A 15447-nucleotide genomic window follows, 5' to 3' on the forward strand; every position below is an offset into this window, starting at 1 on the left:
AAAATATAACAAAAGGAGAATGAAACATGTTAAAAAATTTAGAACAGCTCATTTTATCAGCCAACTTTAAAGATGCTGAAGCATTGTATCACAAGATGGACTTCCAACAATTTCATGATCAGCTACTATCTATCGCTTACGATAACCGCAATATGATTAATTACACCTTTTTGCTTTATTTATTTATGAAAGAAGAGTCAGCCAAGTTACACAATCTTGCCTTTTCATTATTTGTCATCCCTTTAACACCTATCGGCAACCCCCATCATTGTGCCCTCTATCACGCACAAAAGGCTGTCGAGTTAACAAATGAACAAGATACACTTAGCTTGGAACATTTATTATTCCTTAATACTGTGCCCGATCAATTAGTAAGTGATGAAAAAGCGATTGAAATTTGTCATAAAATATTGGCGCTAGACCCTTCGAATAAAACCGCAAAAAGTTCCCTTGAAGAGTTACTACCTAAGATAAAATAAAATTTTATATCCTTATGGAAAAAACGTACAAGCCCTAGGTTAAAACATTATAAGGATTCGTTTTAACCTAGTGGTATTAAATATGGTTAAGTGCCCCTTATTCTCTATTAATGCCATTTAAAATGTTTAAATAGCTAAAAATCAGTATACGTAGGTGATAATTCCATGTTAAAAAATCTAGAACAACTTATTCTATCAGGCAACTTTAAAGATGCTGAAGAGTTATACCTCAAAAGCGAATTCGACCAATTTCAAAGCGAACTAATATCGATTACTTACGATAACGGTAATATAATGAGTTATACTTTTTTACACTATTTATTAATGCAGGAAGAATCCATTGAATTACACAATCTTGCATTATCCTTATTTACATGTTCATTAACGCATATAGAAGGTGCCTATCACTGCGCACTCTTTCACGCCGAAAGGCTAGTAGCTTTGACAAATGAACAAGATCCCGACACATTAGAACACTTATTATTCCTAAATGAAGTGCCCGATAAGTTAGTGAGTAATGAAAAAGCCCTTGAAACTTGCCATAAAATTTTAGCATTAGACCCTACTAATAAATACGCTAAAGAAACATTGAAAAAATTAACAAAGAAAAATAAAACTTCTCTTAAAGTGCTACAACGTAAGCTTAAGAAAAAGTTTTAATGCATCTATTTTAAATTAATTTATAAAAATGGAAAACGATAATCAAGCACTCTATTAAAGCATGTCATTATAATGTTTAATAGAGTGCTGCAATATTGTAAAAAACTTAAAATAATGAAGTGAGCTGAATATTAAGTAATTCAACACTTCCACAGCTCTTCGGTAGAAAGGTTATATTGTATTAGTTGGCTGTTCTTCCCTAAGTATTCTTCACTACCTAACCTACTAATTTCTTCAAAGCCTAATTTTTCAAGCATTTTTCTTGAGCGTACATTCGCTTCGTGTGTTTCTGCGTTAAACGTTGTAACGCCTAATTGTTGTGAGGCAAACTCTATCATACAGATGGCAGAGTAAAATCCAATTCCTTTCCTCCACAATTGACTATCTCCGATAGCAATACCTAACTCCGCACTTTTATCATTAATACAGGCTAAATCTGCGTAGCCAACTAATTTTTTGTTAAATTCTATACCCATTCGTATAAAGTTTTTCGTTACATTGCTAACACATTTAAGCCACCAACGATATAGTTCTTCAGGGCTTCTATTTAACTGCCATCCATTGGCTGAACAAAAAGCTGCATCTTGGCTCCATTTTAAAACAGTTGGATAGTCACTTGTCGTTAAAGGTCTTATCTTTATATGCTGAGAAAGGTTTTTATTAGTGTTCATTCCTATTGCCCCAATTCTTAAAAGTATATTTTTAAAGAATTGCGAAACACCCACACACCATCATGCCTTTTTAAATAGTAATTTTCCCACCATGATAACAATAGTACGTGTCAGCTTGCAGGTTTTGAATCTTACGCAAAGAGTGTTTTGCATTGTCCATGTTTAAACAAAAGTGTGGATTCGCTATTACTAATCCTTGATTTTCATTAGCAGCTGCATCACCTGTAATCACACTATTTAACTTTGGAAAATATAAAGAAATATGCCCTGATGTATGTCCAGGTGTGGCAACTACTCGACATTCGCTGTGTAAAATCGTGTCACCATCTTGAACCTTTTGATCGATTGCAACATGCTTTAAATCCTTTAGTTGCTTGATAAACCATTTGCCAAATTCCAATTGTTCAAGTGGCATATGTTCAAGTAATGCCTCCGCCTGAACCAATCTCTCCGACTTTAATTCTCCACTAATATATTTCGAATCAATTTCACTGGCGACGATATTAATCCAAGGATATTTTTCTTTGAAATCATATAAAGAACCGATGTGATCATCATCATAATGCGTAATGATGATATTCTTTAAATATTTCATTTCATAGCCTTTTTTGATAATTTCATGTTCAATCAATGGTAAAAAATTAGGATAGCCTGTATCTACTAACGTGAGTTCATCATTCGCTATAATTAAACTAGGAAAAATAGTATTTGTTTGTCCATTAAATTCAAATACTATAGGTAGTTCTATAATTTTCATGTTACATCCTCCAAACGTTTTTTAAAAAGTGAAAATTCTTGAAATTAATTATACAAGGTAACTTGGAATTTTCTACAATAACTAAATTTTCAAATAACTGGTCATTCTATACAAAATTAAACATTATCAAAACTGCAGCAAGGAAATTCGCAATACTATGGATTGCCCAACTCGTAATAATGGAGCCTTTCGATACTTTTTCATTCATCCAGCCCATTAAATAGCCAGCTAATGCTGTTGCAATAAAGATGAAAACCACCCCTATTAGCTGAACAGAGGATAAAAACATCAAGCCATGGATGGTACCAAAAAGTATACTTTGCAGTAGATTGCCCTTTTTAAACTCCCACCTAGCAATAAATCTCTTTGCTAAAAATCCTCTAAAGAAAAGCTCTTCTGATAAACCTGTTTGGAAAACCGCATAGAAGAGCGCAGGTAGTACTGCTGCAAATCCAAGTCCTGCAAAACGTTCGGATGCCAATAAAGATTGATCTACAAAATAGTGAACAATTATATGAATCGGGATTACTAATAATGCTATCACGATAAGAAAATACAGACTGTAATACGCTTTATTTTCAATGATTGGTTTTTGTAGACCAAGCCATGCCAAAAATGAATATTTCTTTCTTGCGAACACCCACCACCAACAAAATGGGATGATTGAAAATAATATGATTTGTATCACTGCATTAATAAAACTTTCAATAATCATAGAATCCCTCCAATTCAATTTACAATAAGCATATAGAATACAGGAAATAATTTCAATAATAATTTAATGATTATCATTAAATATATAAATTAAATCATTAAATTTTATACGTTATTTATTAATTCTATTTCTGATGATTAGGTATCCGAAATTGAAGGGTTAACGGCAAGTACAACGGTGTTCCAAATAATGCATTGCCATGATAGTTATTTAAAAAATGTATACAAACATGTACCCATAATAATCACAAGGAAAAGCCACGAAAACGTTGATGGTACAACATTCGTGGCTTTGGAACGGTTTTAGTTTATTTATGTATATGTATTTGATCTTTATTCATTAAGGTCCAGATTGTAAAATAACAATTATTTATATGGTACGCTTGTTTCTTCTCCATTTTCATTAACAATCACTACATGTTTAATACTCTTAGATGCGACTTTATCAATCTCAATAACAATTGTTCTAGGAGTTGCATCTGTAAAACAAGCACCATATTGTTTCGGAAAAGTCAATTTGATTACTTTATTATTTAAGCCTAGCTCTATATTTTTATTATTTATCTCATATGGACAATTACTGGACTCTTCAAGACCAATAAAGATAATATCCTTTAATGCAAGGTCAATATTTGGTAGGTCCTTGTCAAATCTATAAAAATTCCAAGTTTCTTCAAATTCACTCTTATTATTACTTTTTCTAATAATATAGTTAAAATCCCCTACTGACTCCGGTAAAGTTTTTTCACTTGCGATTAGTCCATAATCAATTAGCTTACTTTCCTTATTATCACTGCAACCAACTAGAAAAAATAAGGCCAAAATAATTGTAAAAAAATTTAATGTTCTACTATATTTCATTATCAATTCACTCTTTCCATTCTTTTGAATTAAACCGTACCTTCCTAAAGCACTGTTTAATATCGGGTTATTTGACGTTAGCAAACTGTTACTTTTACTCGCTCCTCAACTTTTCCAGCCAATTTCTTGGTAAAATTTGATGGTAACAATACATTCTACCTGTAATAAAATTTTAAGACAATATAAAATACAGCCTTTTATTCGTATAAAGGCTGTATTCGGAGTGTTATTATTAAGTTTTGCGTAATATATTTCCAAAAATATTTTATTACCACTATTTTAATTTCTTTTGAAAATTTTCACTTGCTCGAATTTATGAACATAATCTTCTGGTAAAGGAAGTCTCCCGTTTTCATCCATTTTATACTCTTTCCCTTGGATTAAAAATACTGTATGTTCGTCGTGACCAAATTTACGCCAATCTTGTTCACGCGTCGCTTTACTTTCTAAATCAACATCATGCAAAATACCGTAGGGACTAATTCTATACCGTTTAGACCCATTATTTATGGTAAAAGGTTCCTCAGTCGTAATACCAAAGCTTTCAAAACCCTGTAAAATCTCACTATTATCCCTTGCTGTGTGTAACCAAGAAGAACTACCTGTATGAATAAAAGTTTGTATGTCCTGTAACAATTGCCGCTTTCGCTCTAAATGAACACGTTTATGATCGGAAATTTGATTATCAAAATGTAATAACTTTACATATCTAGATACCCCATCATCAATAAAATGATAATTAATAATCCCATAATCAGTGGGAATACCATAAATTTGATTATTTTCAATCGTCAAATTAAAGTTTTGATCGACTTGAAGAATTTTCGCTTGGTGTTGTTGATTGTCAAATCTACTCTCTCTTGATAGTGATTCTAAAATAGTTGAATTTACTGACGAGTGTTTTTTTAGACTATAGTACTTCATTTTTTTCAAAGCAGAAGCCACACTACCTAAACTCTGTAATCCCGTTAATAACTGATGCTTATTGATTACATTGGAAAGATTAGCTGGATTCCGTGAGTGAAGAATATAAGTTTGTATACTTCCTAATAAATGGCGTTTTTGCTCTAAATATACTCGTTTATAATTAATAGGATTACTTACTTGATTTTTCTTGAAGGTCAAACGATTATCGTGCTGTACTTCACGCTGCGACCGCAATAAATTTGGTTTTGTCGGAGCCTGTTGATTTTTACGAGAAAACGCTTTTTTTTGATAAGCTGGAGAGTCGAAAGTTTGTCGTTGAGTAATTGAATGTAGTGAATGCCACATTTTTAATTCCTCCTTTTATTTCAATTCTCGTTTATAGCTTATTAAAACAAATGGTTTTAAAGTATAAGTTCCTGGACGGTTGAAAGAGGCAGAAAATCTAAAAGAGTATGGTTGTTTCACTTTTATTTGAGCATGTTTTGGCACAGCATCTAAATGATTTGGACTATATAAAGGAAACGTTGCATCAATCCAAGAAAAAGCTGAATTTGGACGTAAACTTCTCTTAATAGAATATAGGCTAACTAAATTGCGATTTGTCTCCGTACCACCTATTGTAAAACCTGTCAAAATAGCATCATCTGGAATACTGCTAACATTCGTTAAATCAAAAGATTGAATAGCACTTGTTGTATTTCTTGAAGTGATAGAAGAAGTACGCAAATCAACTCGATAAACAGGATTCGCATAAAGATAGACCGGCTCCCCTACAATTGTTCGTATACTATAAGGATAATTATTTCTCCCATCTTTTGCGGGTTTAATCTGAATATAATAATCACCAACAATCCTTGTTTCAAATTCTACTTGTCTATTACCCTCATCCCCAAATCCCGTTTTTTGAACGATTCTATCCCCATGTGGATCAAAAATCTCTACATCAAATGTTTTTCTAGTGACTAGTGTTAATTTCTCCTGTTGTTCATGCCAAGAGCAATTTTGTAAACTTTGCTCTCCTCCGGTCCATTGACTGATATTAAATCGCTTTTTTCAGGAATAGAAAAGTCGGTTCTATCATTTCGCTGAAGTTCAACGGCTTCTTCAGAAAGATTATTTGCTTTAACGACCAATGGCATGCATACAAACAAAGCGAAAATAAACAACAGAGAATATAGTTTCTTCATTTCTAATCATCCCATCCTTCTATTCGTTTTATTGAAATTAATATACAATATTTTTCGTTTCATTTATCAAAATATTCCTAAAAGAATATTACAAGAATGTAAAAATTCTAAAGGAACCTATCAAATTCTTGTCATATCTTTTCTTCGTAGAATCTTGTACGATATTATATATTGTACTGACATAGAAAAAGGAATGTTTTTGTATTTTTCTACATGTCACGAAAGGATTCCTTATGAATGATTTTATTTTCCCTATTAGCCATGACGAGGCGAAATATAAACAGATTTATCAGCAATTAAAAATGTTAATTGAGCAAGGCAACTTGAAGGCCAATGACTCTCTTCCTTCTATCCGTAGATTGGCAGAGACATTACAAGTCAGTCGTAATACTACTTTGACTGCTTATGAGCAACTTGTTGCAGAAGGATACATACGAGGCGAAGGACGCAAGGGCTATTTCGTCAATGAATTGGAACAAGTCTTTTTACAGCAAGAAGAGGCAACCGTTCCTACACTATCCCCAAAGCAAGAGCAGCCGGCATTGATAATTGATTTTCGGGCTGGGGCTGTTGATCAAGCACATTTTCCACTTAAAACGTGGCGACAGTTTGCCAATCGAGTCCTCCAGTTAGAAGACAGTTTTATTTATTGTGAACCTTTTGGGGAACCTTTATTAAAAGAGCAGCTTGCTCAATACTTATTACAAGCACGTGGGGTGAAGTGCAGAGCAGATGATATTATTATTGGTAGTAGTACTCAGCAAATGTTATTGTATCTTGGTTGTCTGTTAAAACACGATTTTACAAGTGTACTCGTTGAGGACCCTGGCTATATCGGTGCACGGCAAGCGTTTAAAGTAAATGGTTTTGAGTTGGAAGCACTGCCTGTTTTGGAGCAAGGTGCGCAGTTGCATTTATTACCGGACATGCAATCACGACTCCTTTATATTACACCTTCCCACCATTTCCCTTACGGTGTAACAATGACCATTCAGCAACGCCAAACGGTTATCCAATGGGCTAAAAAAGTGGATGGATACATTATCGAGGACGATTATGACAGTGAATTTCGTTATGCACAGCAACCGTTTCCTGCGCTTGCATCCATCGATCAATCACGCGTTATTTATCTTGGGACTTTTTCCAAATCGTTTTTACCTGGTGTTCGTTTAAGCTATATGGTGCTTCCTAAGTCGCTTCTCTATCGTTACAAGGAACAATTTTCTGAGTTTGAACAAAATGCATCCTCTCTTCATCAGTTAACAATGGCTGCATTTATGGAAAAGGGTGAATGGACACGACATATTAAAAGAATGCGTATTATTTATAAACATAAAATGCATTATCTTGTGGAGCAGTTAAAACAACATTTCGGTGAGGCAATCACCATAATAGGACAACATTCAGGCCTTTATGTCTTAATCAAGTTGCATGTGCATCAGACCGATACTCAGCTTATTAAACGAGCAGCGGATTGCGGTGTAAAAGTGTATCCGACAAGCCAATTTTTCCTTCAGAACTCAGTCACTGAACCTATGTTGCAATTAGGCTTTAGCAGACTACAACTAGAAGACATTAAGCAAGGGGTTCAACTTTTAGCCAAAGCATGGTGCTTCCCTTCAAAAAACGCATAAAAACAGCGGAACATCATAGTCCCGCTGTTCTTTTTATGTACTTATTTTTGTGCATATTTTTGTAAATGCTTTGGGATTTCCCGAAGGTCCATTAAAAAAGGCATCATCAATAGTAATGCCAATAAATAAATGGCAATCCCTATCGCCACAGCTGAGCTCTTTACTTCATCATTGATGACATAAGGCATTGTGATATAGGGTACAAACATTAATAATAAAATCGATATGCGAGTCATTGATGTGAACATTTGTTTTTTCGCACAATAAGGACAACTAATAAATCGTGACAATATTACAAGTGAACGCATTGACTGTTTCCAAGTCCATTTCTCCTTACAAGCAATACATTTAGGCATTCAATATATCCCCTCCTTTCACTAATTATGCCATATCACTTAGCTAACAAGCACGACTTTTAATATAAAAAGAATTTGCACAGGCACCCCTGTACAAATTCTCTTAAAAGTAATCAATAAACGTCGGGATACCTACTGGCAGTACTGCTTCTAATAATGCCATTTCAATCGCTTCACCATGTAAACGTTCAATTTTCTCTAGATAGCTTGGCCGTTTATAGCCTAGTAGCATCGTCGCTAATGTTTGTACGGTCAATTGTACAGCATTTTCGGATAGTTGTTCACTAACCTTTTCAACGGCTACTTTTCCATTTTTCACGGTTACAACAAATGTACCATTATTCCAAGCGACAATACGGTCACTTACTGCGAAGCGCAGTTGAAAGTCACTTCCTACAAACGGATAACGTACTAAAAATTCCTTTACATCCACAATACGCGCCATAAAATAAGGAGAGACTTTTTGAATAATTTCACTGTCCTCCAATAAAAACGCTACCGCTTCATTTCCCGTTGTTTTGCCGTAAACATTGTAGACCATCGAGCTATGTGCAGAGACAAAATTCCATAACCCTTTGCGTGCTTCTTCCTGCAAGTACACAATTTCATCTATATAAAAATTTTCTTCCATTATTCGATAAAACATATAGCCCTGTGGCTCATCTTCCTCATCATAATAAACTGCAGCTTGCAATTTAACGTCACTATCAATAAATTTTTCTTCCCAGAAATCTTCCTGAAATTTCTCATTCCATGCAATGCTATTACGCACCATAACACCATGGGTTTTTTTCGCATAGCGTGCATAAATGACAACAACATCCTCATCTTTCGGATCGACGCGGCGAATTTTACCATTCAACCCACCATAATGGGGAAGTTGTGTATCCTTTACTTGAAACTCTACAATATCGCTCATTATTTCCCAGCCCTTTTTGCGATAATACGGAATGGAGTAAGGGAATAGATACGAAATATATCGTCCTTCTTCTCGCATTTGTTCTAGGCACTTCATAATGAGACTTTCCATTAAGCCATGTCTAGAATATTCTGGATACGTACCTACAGCAGTAATACCACCCATTTCATAAAACTTGCCATGGACATTTACTTGAAAGGGTAAATTTAATATTTGGGAAACAAGTTGGGAGCCATCAAACCACCCAAATGCATGCCCTTCATCGAACTGCTTACTTTTCGCATTAACGAAACGACGATCTTTATGAATGGACATCGACATTTGGAATACATAATTTAACAAATCAATTGACTGTGCCATCTCGTCAAGCCGTATTTCGCGCATTACTAAACCTTTGCGTTGATTCATCAATCTCTCTCCTCATCAAATAGCTCTGCAAAAATGGTTTCCGGAGCATTTAAAAATCGCTTTGTGACAATATAATGTATAGTGTCTTCGTATCGAATGGATTCAATTCCTCCTTCATCAAAACTGTAAATCGTCGCATTTGGATAACCGAGTAAAATCGGTGAATGTGTAGCGATAATAAACTGCGCTTCATGTTCTAAATCTTTTATTATCTTAAGGAGGCTAAGCTGTCTTGTAGGAGATAAAGCTGCTTCAGGCTCATCCAGTAAATAAATGGCTTTGCCTCTAAAACGATTCATAAATAGCGCTAAAAAGGACTCCCCATGTGACTGGTGATGTAACGATTTACCACCGAATGCTGCATACTTGTTCGGATGATTTTCAAGTAAATCAATATGACTGGCAAATTGGTAAAACGTTTCTGATCGTAGAAAAAAACCGTTCGAAACTTTTGGCCACCACGACAATCGTATATAGTCCCCTAGGGCAGATTGTGCTTTATGTACTTCATAGCTGTTTTGACGTCCACCACCTGCAGTATTAAAATCACAGCGATCCGCAATAGCTTCCAATAGCGTCGATTTCCCCGAGCCATTCTCTCCCACAAAAAATGTGACATTCGTTGGAAACGCTAACTCTCGTAAATGCTGCAAACTGGGTATATTAAATGGATATTGTTGTTGATCTTCTATATTGTCTTGTAAAACCTTACATGCTTTTAAATACATCTTTATGTCACTCCTTATGACTAGTATAACTCGAGCAAGCTACTCTAAAACGGTCCTCTTTTCCACAAATAAACTAATTAAACCTGCTAACAATAATAGGGAAATACCTAGCAGAGACATTGGTGACCACATTAACCTAGAATCGAACATTTGGAAGAAAAATGAGAATATTGGGACAAAGCATAAACTCATCATAACCATGAGCGGCGAACAATACCGAATGCCTATTTGCAATAAATACATCGGAAGCATGACACCTGTTGCTGTTACTATTAGTATCCATCCAATATTTCCTGAGAAATAGTCAAAAAAGGTATCGTAAGTGGCTAAAAAAGATAATAAAATTATGCCATAATAACGATGCGCCAAAATCATGGAAGTAGTCCACCCTTCTGCACTTAATTTCTTTGAATAGACTGTACATAATACAGCGCCCACCCCACAGCTAATACTAGCTAATAACGCCAAAATGACTGGGAAAGTAATTGTGATTTGCACTGCTGACTTTCCACTAATTACAGCTACAATAAGTACGATACATGCGATGAATGTAGCAATCGCAATAAGCCATTGCGTCTTTGGAATATATTCCTTTGCTTTAACTGCAAGAATTAAGACAAACAGTGGTCCAATCCCCATCTCAAGTGCACTGACAATGGCAGACTCCACATATTTTAAAGCAAAATAAAAACACATAAAGGCTATTACAGAGGCGCCATTTAATTTGATTACATACCCAATTGTTCCTTGCCATTTATTATGTTGTTTATGTCTACGTGCAAAAATGGAGAAATAGACTGCTGTTAGAAAAAAGCTCACGCCTGTAAAGAGAAATGGTGGTACATCTTGTACTTGTTTGGCATAAAACACTTGATTCATGGCCGTGAACAGTGCAGAACAAAGTAATGCTAGTAATCCAATAGTCGTCACACGTTTAGTCGTTCTGTCCATATATTATCCTCCTTTTTACGTTATTGCCCAAACAAAAAACTCCATCTCTAATTGAATTAGAGACGAAGTTATCCGCGGTACCACTCTGTTTAGCATAAATGCTCACTTTACTATAACGGTAGCTGCCGTTTATACCTACTATTTCAGTATAAAAACTCCTGGATGAGTTCACGATCATTTGCGATGATTTTCACCAGCCATCATCTCTCTGTTAGCAAATAGTATCCGCTAATACTTCCAATCATTGTTAATTATTAAGATTTATCATAAGTCAGTTCTTAATTTTCGTCAAGGTCTCTATCAATCCCCAAGTACGACTAGATAAAAAAGTCCCCTAACTATCGCATAGGAGACTGTCTTCATACTATATGTGGCAAATGGCTAATGTGCATTTTTATCTGGCTGGTGAATACCGAATACATTGCCTTCAGTATCTTTATAATACCCTTGCCATGCCATCCCCGGAAGGGCATATTTCGCTATAGCCACTTGCCCGCCATTATTAAAAATTTTTGCTTCTGTTGCATCGTAATTTTCCACACCCATAGTACAAGCAAAGCCATTTAAAGCTTGGTTTGGTTCAGGAGTAGGACCTTGACGTTGCATTAAAGCACCATTGATGCCGAGTGTCTCTTCATCACCTGTCACTGCACCAAAATACGGCATTCCCGCATAGTCACTCCAGTCTTGAAAGGACCAACCAAAGATGTTTCCATAGAAATCTTTGGCCCGCTCCATATCACTTACATGAATTTCAAAATGCACTAATCTTCCCATTGTAACCTCCAAAATGTCATAGAATATACTTACTATAGAACATTTTTATATTGATAGGAACTAATGTGATTAAATTTTCTGTCATTTCTAAGACCGCATATATTATCGGGTTAAATCTTGTGTTACCTTTCTCCCGTAATAGTATTTCATTTGCTCATCACCTTGATGTACTTTTGCAGTCATTGTCATGGGTGTTAATTTTAGTACAGCCGTTTTACTTCCTAAAGAAGATTGATATTTATCTACATGCGCTTTTGATAAAGGGGCAATATAATAATCTGGCACATATTTATTCAGCATTTCTTGCATAGCTGCTGTCGCTTCATCTAAATCTGTGACAATTTCGATAGGCCCGTTTGCGATAACACTCATATAGGCAGTATCAATATTAGCAGGAATCGGATCAGCAATGGTTCCGTAATTTTCACATATAGTAAAACACGCATTCGCATTATGATTAATTATGTTTATTTTTCTGCCTGTATTTGCTCCATGTATATAAAAGTATCCATCTTTAAAAACATAATTTAAAGGAATGACATACGGGATATTGTCATCTACTAAGCCAAGAAAAGCTGTTTGTGCCTCACTTAAAAATTTATTAATTTGCTCTTTATCTGTACAAGTTCTTTTCTCCACACGAATGTTAGTTGTCATCATGCTCACTTCTCCCTTTTGCTTTTAGCGGTATTAAAAGGAGTCTATAATAGAACGATCTTATTAAAAAGGGACAGTTTGATGAAAATGAATGGGTACAACAGAGAAACTATGCCTTTTTAGCACTGTATTTTGCTATCCTCCTATTTAGTATGAGCTTCATCTTCATCATTTCGATAAAATAATTTAAGCTGAGCGACAATCATGATACTTATCACCACAAGTAAAAACCATGAACTAATTTTTCCAAAATGCACGATCGTCCAATTTACTTCTTGGTTCGGATAGGACCATGCACCAAAAAAGGTTGCAATATTTTCTGCAATCCAAATGAAAAAGCCAATTAATAGAAATGACACAACGATAGGCATTTTGTAGATGCTTGACCGCACTGTAAATTGGACAACTGTCCGATAAAACACAATAACCAAGAGGGCCATTAGTAGCCATCTCAAATCATAAAAAAAATGATGCGTGAAGAAATTTAAGTAAATGATGGCTCCTAACGGAATGACAATGTAGCTTTTTGGCCAATTTATAATCTTTAAATGAAACCTACGCCAAGCTTGGCAAATGTAACTAGCCACACTAGCATACATAAAGCCACTATATAAGGGAACCCCCCCTATTTTTGACCAAGCCTCTTCAGGATAAGACCAAGAATGGACATTCACTTTATATAATTCTAGTAAAAGTCCAATGATATGGAACAGACAGATTACTTTGATTTCGTCTTTGGATTCTAGACCAAATTTATACATCAAGTACTGTGTCACAAGACAAATAATTAGAATAAAATCATATCTTGAAATCCCTGGTAAATGAATGGTCTTTGACAGCGCAAGCGTAATAAATATGACAACAGGAAATATACAGGATAACGATTGGTGGTACGTAAAGTGACCTACATTTCCAAAAAAATTTTTCAATATTCTTTCACCTCAAGTAGTAATACATAATACGAGAAAATGAGCATGTCTCGTACAATACTCTATTTGTATGAAGAATATACGATTCTTTATCACTTTTCAATATTTTTTTATTGTAATTCGATAAATTTATTTTGTTTTTTTGAGGAACAATTCTTTATAGATTACGTCTTTAGTATTTTTTCATTAACCTAAATGTAAAAAGAGTAGCCACATAATGTAGCTACTCTTTTGTTATTTAAAGATACATTTTCTGATCTAATTTTAACTGCACTTCTTGTTTACTTACTTTTATGGCCTTCGTTTTCTTAACTTTTACGTAGTACACGATATAACAGCCGATAAAGAAAGCTCCTCCGAAATATAAAGCTAATCGTTGTGACGGATCGAATGCTAAGCTTGCCATTACAATACAATTTGCTACTAAACCAATAACTGGGATGATTGGATACAGTGGTGCTTTGAATTTTAAATCTTCTACTTTCCCGCCTTGACGCACATACGAACGTCTAAAAGCAATTTGGGATGCTGTAATCGCAATCCAACCGATTTGTGCACCTAAACCTGCTAAAGATAATAGCCAAACAAATACTGTTTTTGCTGCAAATACACTTGATAATAGTGATAAACCAGCGACAGCAAGTGTAATGAATAAGGCATTCATCGGAATCCCTCTTTTATTCACTTTCCCTAATACAGGACTAGCCATTTTTTCAATAGATAGCGAGAATAACATACGTGTAGCTGCATATAGACCAGAGTTTGCTACCGATAGTAATGCCGTTAAAATTACAAAATTCATAATATCAGCGGCATAAGGGATACCTATACTATCTAATACAACAACAAATGGACTTTCAACAACACCTGCTTTATCCATTGGAATCATCGCTGCAAGAATGATAACAGATAGTACAAAGAAGAATAGTGTACGCCAAACTGTCTGTTTAATCGATTTAGGGATCGTCTTTTCAGGATTTTCACTTTCCCCAGCAGCAATACCAATTAACTCTGTTCCTTGGAATGAAAAGTTAACGGTAATCATCGTGATTAGTAGTGCTGTTACACCATTTGGAAACAACCCATGTTCATAAAAATGACTAAAGAATGGTGCACTAGTTCCGTCATGCATCTTAATTAAGCCAAACATAGCCGCTCCTCCGACAGCAAGGAACATAATAATCGCAATTACTTTAATGCTAGAAAAAACAAATTCTGCTTCACCAAATGCTTTGGCTGATAGAGCATTTAATAAAAAGAGCAATGCCCCAAAAATTAAACACCACATCCATACAGGTGATGAAGGAAACCATCTTTGCATAAGTTGTCCAGCACCTAAAAACTCAAGTGCAACTGTTACTGCCCAACCAAGCCAATAGAGCCAACCAACAGCAAAGCCCGTAGCCGGCCCAATAAACTTCGTTGTATAGGTTTGAAATGAGCCAGATACTGGCATAGCTACTGATAATTCACCTAAACAAAGCATCGTTAGGTACATCACTAGCCCGCCTACTAGATAAGAAAGAATGGCACCCATAGGCCCAGCTTGATTGATTGTTAATCCTGATCCAAGAAAAAAACCTGTCCCAATACATCCCCCTAGTGAAATCATAAACAAGTGTCTAGCTTTCATACTTCTTTTTAATTCATGTTGTTCTGTTACCATAATAAAACCCCTTACTTTCTTGTAAGCACTTACTTTTTTAAGTGCATAAGAAGACGATTCGAAATTAATAGATGTTTATTTAATTTTATCTATTGCATGAACAGTCAATTATCTGATAAATATGTTCTCAATTAATTTAGGAAGCTTATATAATCAGTAATTGATT

General features: G+C 35.0%; 18 protein-coding genes and 1 other annotated feature. Of the genes, 3 read left to right on the plus strand and 15 right to left on the minus strand.

Annotated elements, in window-relative coordinates; genetic code table 11:
* Window positions 1–26 precede the first annotated feature (26 nt).
* Window positions 27–479, plus strand: a complete 453-nt coding sequence (locus tag ACIQXI_RS06710) for a hypothetical protein (RefSeq protein ID WP_402922819.1) — start codon at window positions 27–29, stop codon at window positions 477–479.
* A gap of 165 nt (window positions 480–644) precedes the next feature.
* Window positions 645–1139 (plus strand): hypothetical protein, encoded by a 495-nt coding sequence (locus tag ACIQXI_RS06715; RefSeq protein ID WP_402922821.1) that lies wholly within the window; start codon window positions 645–647, stop codon window positions 1137–1139.
* Window positions 1140–1279: 140 nt separating this feature from the next.
* On the opposite strand, the gene ACIQXI_RS06720 is transcribed toward ACIQXI_RS06715, so the two are convergent.
* From ACIQXI_RS06720 to ACIQXI_RS06750, 7 genes are all read right to left on the minus strand, one after another.
* Window positions 1280–1810: a GNAT family N-acetyltransferase gene (locus tag ACIQXI_RS06720; protein WP_402922823.1), complete on the minus strand. Its 531-nt coding sequence runs from the start codon at window positions 1808–1810 to the stop codon at window positions 1280–1282.
* Window positions 1811–1880: 70 nt separating this feature from the next.
* A complete protein-coding gene (locus tag ACIQXI_RS06725) occupies window positions 1881–2567 on the minus strand; it encodes an MBL fold metallo-hydrolase (protein ID WP_402922825.1) in 687 nt (228 codons plus the stop codon).
* A gap of 106 nt (window positions 2568–2673) precedes the next feature.
* Window positions 2674–3282 (minus strand): CPBP family intramembrane glutamic endopeptidase, encoded by a 609-nt coding sequence (locus ACIQXI_RS06730; RefSeq protein WP_402922827.1) that lies wholly within the window; start codon window positions 3280–3282, stop codon window positions 2674–2676.
* A gap of 365 nt (window positions 3283–3647) precedes the next feature.
* Window positions 3648–4142 (minus strand): hypothetical protein, encoded by a 495-nt coding sequence (locus tag ACIQXI_RS06735; RefSeq protein WP_402922828.1) that lies wholly within the window; start codon window positions 4140–4142, stop codon window positions 3648–3650.
* Between the two features lie 279 nt (window positions 4143–4421).
* Window positions 4422–5414: a hypothetical protein gene (locus ACIQXI_RS06740; protein ID WP_402922830.1), complete on the minus strand. Its 993-nt coding sequence runs from the start codon at window positions 5412–5414 to the stop codon at window positions 4422–4424.
* Window positions 5415–5429: 15 nt separating this feature from the next.
* The gene (locus tag ACIQXI_RS06745) at window positions 5430–5795 is read right to left on the minus strand and encodes a hypothetical protein (protein WP_402922832.1); all 366 of its coding nucleotides are present in this window, start codon (window positions 5793–5795) and stop codon (window positions 5430–5432) included.
* Between the two features lie 242 nt (window positions 5796–6037).
* Entirely contained in the window at window positions 6038–6256 is a 219-nt protein-coding gene (locus ACIQXI_RS06750) for a hypothetical protein (protein ID WP_402922834.1), read from the minus strand.
* Window positions 6257–6489: 233 nt separating this feature from the next.
* Between ACIQXI_RS06750 and pdxR the strand changes: the two genes are divergently transcribed.
* Entirely contained in the window at window positions 6490–7890 is a 1401-nt protein-coding gene (gene pdxR / locus ACIQXI_RS06755) for a MocR-like pyridoxine biosynthesis transcription factor PdxR (RefSeq protein WP_402922836.1), read from the plus strand.
* A gap of 41 nt (window positions 7891–7931) precedes the next feature.
* Here the strand turns inward: pdxR and ACIQXI_RS06760 are convergent, their stop codons facing one another.
* The 8 genes from ACIQXI_RS06760 to ACIQXI_RS06795 form a co-directional block, all read right to left on the minus strand.
* On the minus strand, window positions 7932–8246 hold the full coding sequence (locus ACIQXI_RS06760) for a TIGR04104 family putative zinc finger protein (protein ID WP_402922838.1): 315 nt from the start codon (window positions 8244–8246) through the stop codon (window positions 7932–7934).
* A 103-nt stretch (window positions 8247–8349) separates the two neighbouring features.
* Complete coding sequence (locus ACIQXI_RS06765) at window positions 8350–9573, minus strand: GNAT family N-acetyltransferase (RefSeq protein ID WP_402922840.1); 1224 nt, start codon at window positions 9571–9573, stop codon at window positions 8350–8352.
* Window positions 9573–10301 (minus strand): AAA family ATPase, encoded by a 729-nt coding sequence (locus tag ACIQXI_RS06770; protein WP_402922842.1) that lies wholly within the window; start codon window positions 10299–10301, stop codon window positions 9573–9575. Before ACIQXI_RS06770 ends, ACIQXI_RS06765 begins: the two co-directional genes overlap by 1 nt.
* Before the next feature lie 39 nt (window positions 10302–10340).
* Window positions 10341–11252, minus strand: coding sequence for a DMT family transporter (locus tag ACIQXI_RS06775; RefSeq protein ID WP_402922844.1), 912 nt, complete (start codon window positions 11250–11252; stop codon window positions 10341–10343).
* 55 nt (window positions 11253–11307) lie between these two features.
* Window positions 11308–11506, minus strand: a binding site (T-box leader).
* A 127-nt stretch (window positions 11507–11633) separates the two neighbouring features.
* Entirely contained in the window at window positions 11634–12029 is a 396-nt protein-coding gene (locus ACIQXI_RS06780; RefSeq protein ID WP_402922846.1) for a VOC family protein, read from the minus strand.
* A 102-nt stretch (window positions 12030–12131) separates the two neighbouring features.
* A complete protein-coding gene (locus ACIQXI_RS06785; protein ID WP_402925686.1) occupies window positions 12132–12686 on the minus strand; it encodes a pyridoxamine 5'-phosphate oxidase family protein in 555 nt (184 codons plus the stop codon).
* A gap of 143 nt (window positions 12687–12829) precedes the next feature.
* Window positions 12830–13618, minus strand: coding sequence for a DUF817 domain-containing protein (locus ACIQXI_RS06790; RefSeq protein ID WP_402925689.1), 789 nt, complete (start codon window positions 13616–13618; stop codon window positions 12830–12832).
* Between the two features lie 235 nt (window positions 13619–13853).
* A complete protein-coding gene (locus ACIQXI_RS06795; protein WP_402922848.1) occupies window positions 13854–15281 on the minus strand; it encodes an amino acid permease in 1428 nt (475 codons plus the stop codon).
* Window positions 15282–15447 lie beyond the last annotated feature (166 nt).

The sequence above is a fragment of the Lysinibacillus sp. NPDC097195 genome (genome assembly GCF_044762075.1).
GTDB lineage: Bacteria > Bacillota > Bacilli > Bacillales_A > Planococcaceae > Lysinibacillus.

What these genes read in the sequence shown, in the direction of transcription:
- ACIQXI_RS06715 (WP_402922821.1), top strand. Translation starts at nt 645, where the DNA reads ATGTTAAAAAATCTAGAACAACTTATTCTATCAGGCAACTTTAAAGAT.
- ACIQXI_RS06770 (WP_402922842.1), bottom strand. Translation starts at nt 10,301, where the DNA reads ATGTATTTAAAAGCATGTAAGGTTTTACAAGACAATATAGAAGATCAA.
- pdxR (WP_402922836.1), top strand. Translation starts at nt 6,490, where the DNA reads ATGAATGATTTTATTTTCCCTATTAGCCATGACGAGGCGAAATATAAA.
- ACIQXI_RS06735 (WP_402922828.1), bottom strand. Translation starts at nt 4,142, where the DNA reads ATGAAATATAGTAGAACATTAAATTTTTTTACAATTATTTTGGCCTTA.
- ACIQXI_RS06780 (WP_402922846.1), bottom strand. Translation starts at nt 12,029, where the DNA reads ATGGGAAGATTAGTGCATTTTGAAATTCATGTAAGTGATATGGAGCGG.
- ACIQXI_RS06795 (WP_402922848.1), bottom strand. Translation starts at nt 15,281, where the DNA reads ATGGTAACAGAACAACATGAATTAAAAAGAAGTATGAAAGCTAGACAC.
- ACIQXI_RS06720 (WP_402922823.1), bottom strand. Translation starts at nt 1,810, where the DNA reads ATGAACACTAATAAAAACCTTTCTCAGCATATAAAGATAAGACCTTTA.
- ACIQXI_RS06765 (WP_402922840.1), bottom strand. Translation starts at nt 9,573, where the DNA reads ATGAATCAACGCAAAGGTTTAGTAATGCGCGAAATACGGCTTGACGAG.
- ACIQXI_RS06760 (WP_402922838.1), bottom strand. Translation starts at nt 8,246, where the DNA reads ATGCCTAAATGTATTGCTTGTAAGGAGAAATGGACTTGGAAACAGTCA.
- ACIQXI_RS06750 (WP_402922834.1), bottom strand. Translation starts at nt 6,256, where the DNA reads ATGAAGAAACTATATTCTCTGTTGTTTATTTTCGCTTTGTTTGTATGC.
- ACIQXI_RS06740 (WP_402922830.1), bottom strand. Translation starts at nt 5,414, where the DNA reads ATGTGGCATTCACTACATTCAATTACTCAACGACAAACTTTCGACTCT.
- ACIQXI_RS06730 (WP_402922827.1), bottom strand. Translation starts at nt 3,282, where the DNA reads ATGATTATTGAAAGTTTTATTAATGCAGTGATACAAATCATATTATTT.
- ACIQXI_RS06725 (WP_402922825.1), bottom strand. Translation starts at nt 2,567, where the DNA reads ATGAAAATTATAGAACTACCTATAGTATTTGAATTTAATGGACAAACA.
- ACIQXI_RS06785 (WP_402925686.1), bottom strand. Translation starts at nt 12,686, where the DNA reads ATGACAACTAACATTCGTGTGGAGAAAAGAACTTGTACAGATAAAGAG.
- ACIQXI_RS06710 (WP_402922819.1), top strand. Translation starts at nt 27, where the DNA reads ATGTTAAAAAATTTAGAACAGCTCATTTTATCAGCCAACTTTAAAGAT.
- ACIQXI_RS06775 (WP_402922844.1), bottom strand. Translation starts at nt 11,252, where the DNA reads ATGGACAGAACGACTAAACGTGTGACGACTATTGGATTACTAGCATTA.